General features: G+C 72.3%; 6 protein-coding genes. 3 read left to right on the forward strand and 3 right to left on the reverse strand.

Annotated features, from left to right (window positions below; translation table 11 throughout):
* The 3 genes from AB0B48_RS31610 to AB0B48_RS31620 all read right to left on the reverse strand — a co-directional run.
* The coding region (locus AB0B48_RS31610) for an ABC transporter ATP-binding protein (protein WP_357208008.1) at positions 1-451 on the reverse strand (451 nt) is incomplete at its 3' end.
* A 351-nt stretch (positions 452-802) separates the two neighbouring features.
* Positions 803-1,489: a response regulator transcription factor gene (locus AB0B48_RS31615; RefSeq protein ID WP_357208011.1), complete on the reverse strand. Its 687-nt coding sequence runs from the start codon at positions 1,487-1,489 to the stop codon at positions 803-805.
* Positions 1,490-1,692: 203 nt separating this feature from the next.
* Positions 1,693-2,610 (reverse strand): PD-(D/E)XK nuclease family protein, encoded by a 918-nt coding sequence (locus AB0B48_RS31620; protein ID WP_357208014.1) that lies wholly within the window; start codon positions 2,608-2,610, stop codon positions 1,693-1,695.
* A 77-nt stretch (positions 2,611-2,687) separates the two neighbouring features.
* On the opposite strand from AB0B48_RS31620, the gene AB0B48_RS31625 reads away from it, so the two are divergent.
* The 3 genes from AB0B48_RS31625 to AB0B48_RS31635 are packed head-to-tail and all read left to right on the forward strand — an operon-like array spanning position 2,688 to position 5,459.
* A complete protein-coding gene (locus tag AB0B48_RS31625) occupies positions 2,688-3,842 on the forward strand; it encodes a site-2 protease family protein (protein ID WP_357208016.1) in 1,155 nt (384 codons plus the stop codon).
* Between the two features lie 44 nt (positions 3,843-3,886).
* The gene (locus tag AB0B48_RS31630) at positions 3,887-4,840 is read left to right on the forward strand and encodes a tRNA (adenine-N1)-methyltransferase (protein ID WP_274524482.1); all 954 of its coding nucleotides are present in this window, start codon (positions 3,887-3,889) and stop codon (positions 4,838-4,840) included.
* A 46-nt stretch (positions 4,841-4,886) separates the two neighbouring features.
* A complete protein-coding gene (locus AB0B48_RS31635) occupies positions 4,887-5,459 on the forward strand; it encodes a hypothetical protein (RefSeq protein ID WP_355007941.1) in 573 nt (190 codons plus the stop codon).
* The last annotated feature ends 113 nt before the right edge of the window (positions 5,460-5,572 follow it).

The following is a 5,572-nucleotide window of genomic DNA, read 5'->3' on the forward strand; positions in this document are numbered from 1 at the left end:
CGGTGGTCGCGTTGCAGAAGGCCACGAAGCCGGCCAGCGCCGTCTCGATCACCGTGTCGTACCAGGCCGGGTCCGGCTTGCGTCCGGCGATCGACAGCGGCAGCAGGATGTTCTCCTTGGCGGTCAGCGTCGGCAGCAGGTTGAACTGCTGGAAGATGAAGCCCACCTTGTCGCGCCGCAGCTTCGTCAGCCCCGCGTCGCCCAGCCCGGTGACGGTCGTCTCACCGATCGACACCGTCCCCCGGGTCACCGAGTCCAGACCGGCCAGGCAGTGCATCAGCGTCGACTTACCGGAACCCGACGGGCCCATGATCGCGGTGAAGCGACCACGTTCGAACTCCGCGCTGACCCCCCGCAGCGCGATGACCTGAGCCTCGCCGCTGCCGTACACCTTCCACACGTCGTTCGCCCGGGCCGCGGCCTGCGCCTGCTGGCCTACCGTCGCGGTCACGTCATCTACCTCTTCCGTCTGTCCGAAAATGCACGCCGCCCCCCGATGGTCCGGCGCGACTGTTCAATCATCGGTGCCGAATACGCCCGCCCCGTCCGACCCTGGGGGGACCCGGAGCGGATTTCCCGCTGCGGGTGCACCCCCATATCGCATCAGGGTTGCCCCTGAGTCGACGGCCGGTCGACCGTTTTTCCACACAGCGGCGGCAGCACCGACACTTGCACCTGACGCCACAGGAGGGTCAACCGAACCGGGCCGTCTCCGGTCACGGTAGGTGACGACCGCAACGCCGGCCGTCCCCCCACGGAGGGATCTTCGAGTACGCCGGGTGAGGTACTTCAGCCGGCGCAACTACGCCCGGGGGCGGACCAGCCCCGACTCGTACGCCAGCACCACCGCCTGCACCCGGTCGCGCAACCGCAGCTTGGTCAGTACATGCCCGACGTGCGTCTTGATGGTGGTCTCGCTCACCGACAGGACCGTCGCGATCTCGGCGTTGGACAACCCTCGGGCGACCTGCACGAGCACCTCGCGCTCCCGGTCGGTGAGCGCGTTGAGCGCCGCCGCCGGGGTCGCCGCCGGGTCGGGCAGCAGGTCGGCGAAGCGGTCCAGCAGTCGCCGCAGGATCCGAGGTGACACCACCGCGTCCCCGCCGGCGACAGTGCGGATCGCCGCGATCAGATCCTCGGCGGGCACGTCCTTGGCCAGGAACCCGCTGGCGCCGGCCCGCAACGCGCCCACCACGTACTCGTCCAGGTCGAAGGTGGTGAGGACCAGCACCCGTACCGGCAGCCGGGCGTCGACGATGGCCCGGGTCGCCGCCACCCCGTCCATCCGGGGCATCCGGATGTCCATCAGTACGACGTCGGGCAGCAGCCGGCGGGACAACTCCACCGCCTCCACGCCGTCACCGGCCTCCGCCACCACGTCCAGGTCGCTCTCGGCGCCCAGCACCATCCGGAACCCGGTCCGCAGCAGCGGCTGGTCGTCGGCGAGCAGGATCCGCACCGGCCGCGCCGAGGGCGCCTGATCGCTCATCTGGTCTCCCGTCCCGCCGACGTCGTGGCGCGCACCGGTCATCCTCGCGCACCGGAGCCGGTGCGTCGCGGATCACCGTAGAGGCCAGCCGGTCGTCCTGTCCCGACCGCAGCGGCACCGCTGCTGTCGGGTCTTCGGCGTGCGGCAGGCGATCCCGGCGGCCGGAATCGCCGCACCGGGCGTACGCGTCGCTCAGGAGGCCGTCACTCGTCGGCACCCGGCGCGACCGGAGTGGCCGCCCGGGAGTCGCGCAGCGGGTCGGCGCCCGCCGCCGCGACCGGGAACGGCGGCGGGGTGCCGCCGAAGCTGGGACAGAGCGCCTGGTGGCTGCACCAGTCGCAGAGCCGGCTCGGCCGGGGCCGGAAATCCTGCCGGGCGGTGGCCTGCTCGATCGCCCGCCACAGCGCCACCACGGTGCGTTCGAAGCGGACCAGCTCGTCGGCGTCCGGGGTGTAATCCAACACCTCGGCGTCGCGCAGGTAGAGCAGGCGCAGCACCCGGGGCACCACCCCCCGGGTGCGCCACAGCACCAGGGCGTAGAACTTCAGCTGGAACAGCGCCCGCGCCTCGAACGCCTCCCGCGGAGCACCCCCGGTCTTGTAGTCGACCACCCGCAGCGCGCCGTCCGGAGCGACGTCGAGCCGGTCGAGGTAACCCCGGATCAGCAGCTCCTCGTCGACGACCGCGGAGATCAGGGCCTCGCGTTCGGCCGGCTCCAGTCGGGTCGGGTCCTCCACCGCGAAGTAACCCTGCAACAGCCCGGCGGCGGAGCGGAGGAACTCCACCGGGCCAGCCGGCTCCGCGCCGTCGAAGATCCCGGCCAGCTCGGGCTGCTCGGTGACCAGCCGGTCCCACTGGGGGGCCACCAGGTCGCCGGCCGCCTCCGGTGTGCGGCCGGTGGCCGGCAGGTCGAACAGGCGCTCCAGCACCGCGTGCACCAACGTGCCCCGGGCCTGCTCGATGGTGGTGCGCTCGGGCAGCCGGTCGATGCTGCGGAACCGGTAGAGCAGCGGGCAGGTCTTGAAATCCGCCGCCCGCGACGGGGACAGCGAGGCCCGCACCGTCGGCGGCGCCTGCGCCGCGGGGGAGGGCTGGGGGGTGGTGACCGATTCCGCCGTCATGTCGGCAAAGGTTAGGGCACCGGTGTGACACCGCCCGCCGCCCGCCCCGCCCAGCGACGGTCCGTAGCATCGTGGCGATGGAGCAGACAACCAGGCCGCCGCGCCGACCGGACCGACGACTCGGCCTGAACGTCGGCAAGGTGTTCGGGGTGCCGCTGTACCTCAACGGCTCCATGGTCCTGCTCGCGGTGCTCATCGCTGTGCTGTACGGCGAGTTCGCCCGCCGACAACTGGACCTGTCGCAGCTCAGCGGCTACCTGATCGGCTTCGGGTTCGTCGTGTCGCTGCTCGGCTCGGTGCTGCTGCACGAGCTGGGCCACGCCCTCACCGCCCGGCGGTACGGCATCGGTGTGCGCGGGATCACCCTGGAGCTGCTCGGCGGTTACACCGAGATGGACCGCGACGCCCCGTCGCCCCGCGTCGACCTGCTGGTCTCGTTGGCCGGCCCGGCGGTCTCCGCTGTGCTCGGCGTCCTGGCGGTCGCCGCCACGCTCGCCCTGCCCGAGGGGACCGTGGCGCACCAGCTCGCCTTCCAGCTCGCGGTCAGCAACGTCATCGTGGCCCTGTTCAACAGCCTGCCCGGGCTTCCGCTCGACGGTGGCCGGGCGCTGCGCGCCGCGGTGTGGGGGCTGACCCGCGACCGGCACCTCGGCACCGAGGTCGCCGGGTGGGCCGGCCGGATCGTCGCCGTCGGCACCGCGGCCCTGGTGGTGCTGCTCACCGTCGAGCGGCGGCTGGCGCCGCTGGCGCTGCCGCTGATGCTCCTGGTCGCCGTCACCCTCTGGCGTGGCGCCGGGCAGTCGATCCGGGCCGCCCGGGTCAGCCGCCGGTTCCCGCTGATCGACCTCGCCCGGCTGGCCCGTCCGGTCTGGCCGGTGCCCACCGGTACGCCACTGGCCGAGGCCCAGCGCCGCCGCGCCGAGAGCGGGCAGCCCGACGCCGCGCTGGTGGTCACCGACTCCACCGGTCGATCGGTGGCGCTGGTCGACCCGGCCGCCGCCGACGCGGTGCCGGTCGAGCGCCGACCGTGGTTGGCGGTCGACGCCGTCGCCCGGTCGCTGGGCACTCTTCCCACGTTGTCGCTCGGGTGGGACGGCGAGCGGGTGATGGAGGCCGTACAGACCTACCCGGGCGCACAGTACGTGGTGACGTCAGGCGAAGATGTCGTCGGCATTCTGCACATCGCGGACCTGGCACAGCTCCTTGAACCCAACCGGAAGATGACACCGTGACCGCAACTCCCTCCACCGTCGCCGCCGACCCCGCCAGCCCGGCGCTGACACCCGTGCACCGTGGGCCGTTCCGGCCCGGCGACCGGGTCCAGCTGACCGACCCCAAGGGGCGGATGCACACCGTGACGCTGGAGCCCGGCAAGGAGTTCCACACCCACCGCGGCATCCTGGCCCACGACGCGCTGATCGGGCTCCCCGACGGCAGCGTGGTGACCACCTCCGGTGGGGGCACCGCCTTCCTGGCCCTGCGGCCGCTGCTGTCGGACTACGTGCTGTCCATGCCGCGCGGCGCCCAGGTGATCTACCCGAAGGATTCGGCGCAGATCGTGGCGATGGGCGACATCTTCCCCGGCGCGAAGGTCCTCGAGGCCGGCGCCGGCTCCGGCGCGCTGAGCTGCTCCCTGCTGCGAGCAGTCGGCACGGAGGGCGAGCTGCACTCGTTCGAACTGCGCGACGACTTCGCCCAGATCGCCAAGCGCAACGTCGAGGCGTTCTTCAACGGGCCGCACCCCTCGTGGAACCTGCACGTCGGCGACGTCGCGCAGTGCCAGGAGACCGGCTTCGACCGGATCATCCTGGACATGTTGACCCCCTGGGAGACCCTCGACATGGTCGAGCGGGCTCTGGTGCCCGGTGGGGTGTTCATCGGCTACGTCGCCACCACACCGCAGCTGTCCGAGCTGGTGGAGGCGCTGCGCGAGCGCGGCGGCTGGACCGAGCCCCGGGCCTGGGAGTCCCTGGTGCGAGACTGGCACGCGGAGGGCCTCGCCGTCCGTCCGGACCACCGGATGATCGCGCACACCGCCTTCCTGGTGTCCGCCCGCAAGCTGGCCCCGGGGGTCACCGCGCCGCCGCGCCGCCGCAAGCCCAGCAAGGGCACCGAGGCGTACGCGCAGCGCCGTCAGGACCTGCGTGAGGCGGAGGCGGCCCGACAGGCCGCCGCCGCGCAGGCGGCGGGCGCGCAACCCAACGGTGCGGGGGAGATGGACAGGCCGTGACCATCGAGCTGGGTGTCGGCAGCGCCGAGCAGGGGGAGACGCTGGCATGAGCCGACCGGGCTACGGCGGTGGAGACCTCCCCGCGGTCTTTCCCGACTGGTCGCCCTACCAGGACCTGGAGTCGGCGGCGCGGGCCTACCTGCGCGACCCGGACGTCGCCCTGGAGGCGCTCGGCGGCGTGCTGCGCGGCGCGTCGGTGCTCGGCTTCACCCTGGAACGCTTCGTCAACGAGGTCAACGGGGTGTGGCAGGAGGTCGTGGTCTGCGACGGCAGCCGGCTCATCCTCTGGCACGGCGAGGACGTACCGCCGGAGGAGGGCCCTCCGGGCTCGATGACCTCGTCGCTGCGGGTGGTGCCGGTCTCCACCGTCACCGAGGTGGGCTGCCGGCGGCGACTCAACCGTGCCGAGAGCGGCGAGATCCGGGTCGACAGCATCGACGTCTACCTGCTGCTCACCTCGTTGGACGAGGCGCCGCCGAGTGAGGAGATGCCCGGCACGCCCCGGCACGACGCGTTGCGCTTCGGCAAGACCCTCGACGACGGCGGCGCCGGGCAGATCGCCCGGTTGGAGGAGTTCGCGCGGTTGGTCGCCTCGGTGGTCGGCCGTCCGATGCTCTGAGGCGTACCCCAGTTGTTAACCGGCCGGGCCGCGCCGCCCCGGCCGTGGGGGTCAGAGAGGGATTGCACACGTCTGTAATCCAGACACCAAAAGTTGAATCGCATTAGCTCTCT

Origin of the sequence: Micromonospora sp. NPDC049089 (assembly GCF_040648775.1) — a bacterium.
Classification (GTDB): Bacteria; Actinomycetota; Actinomycetes; order Mycobacteriales; family Micromonosporaceae; genus Micromonospora.

Coding starts and splice junctions, on each gene's coding strand:
- AB0B48_RS31615 (WP_357208011.1), bottom strand. CDS start 1,489: ATGAGCGATCAGGCGCCCTCGGCGCGGCCGGTGCGGATCCTGCTCGCC.
- AB0B48_RS31620 (WP_357208014.1), bottom strand. CDS start 2,610: ATGACGGCGGAATCGGTCACCACCCCCCAGCCCTCCCCCGCGGCGCAG.
- AB0B48_RS31625 (WP_357208016.1), top strand. CDS start 2,688: ATGGAGCAGACAACCAGGCCGCCGCGCCGACCGGACCGACGACTCGGC.
- AB0B48_RS31635 (WP_355007941.1), top strand. CDS start 4,887: ATGAGCCGACCGGGCTACGGCGGTGGAGACCTCCCCGCGGTCTTTCCC.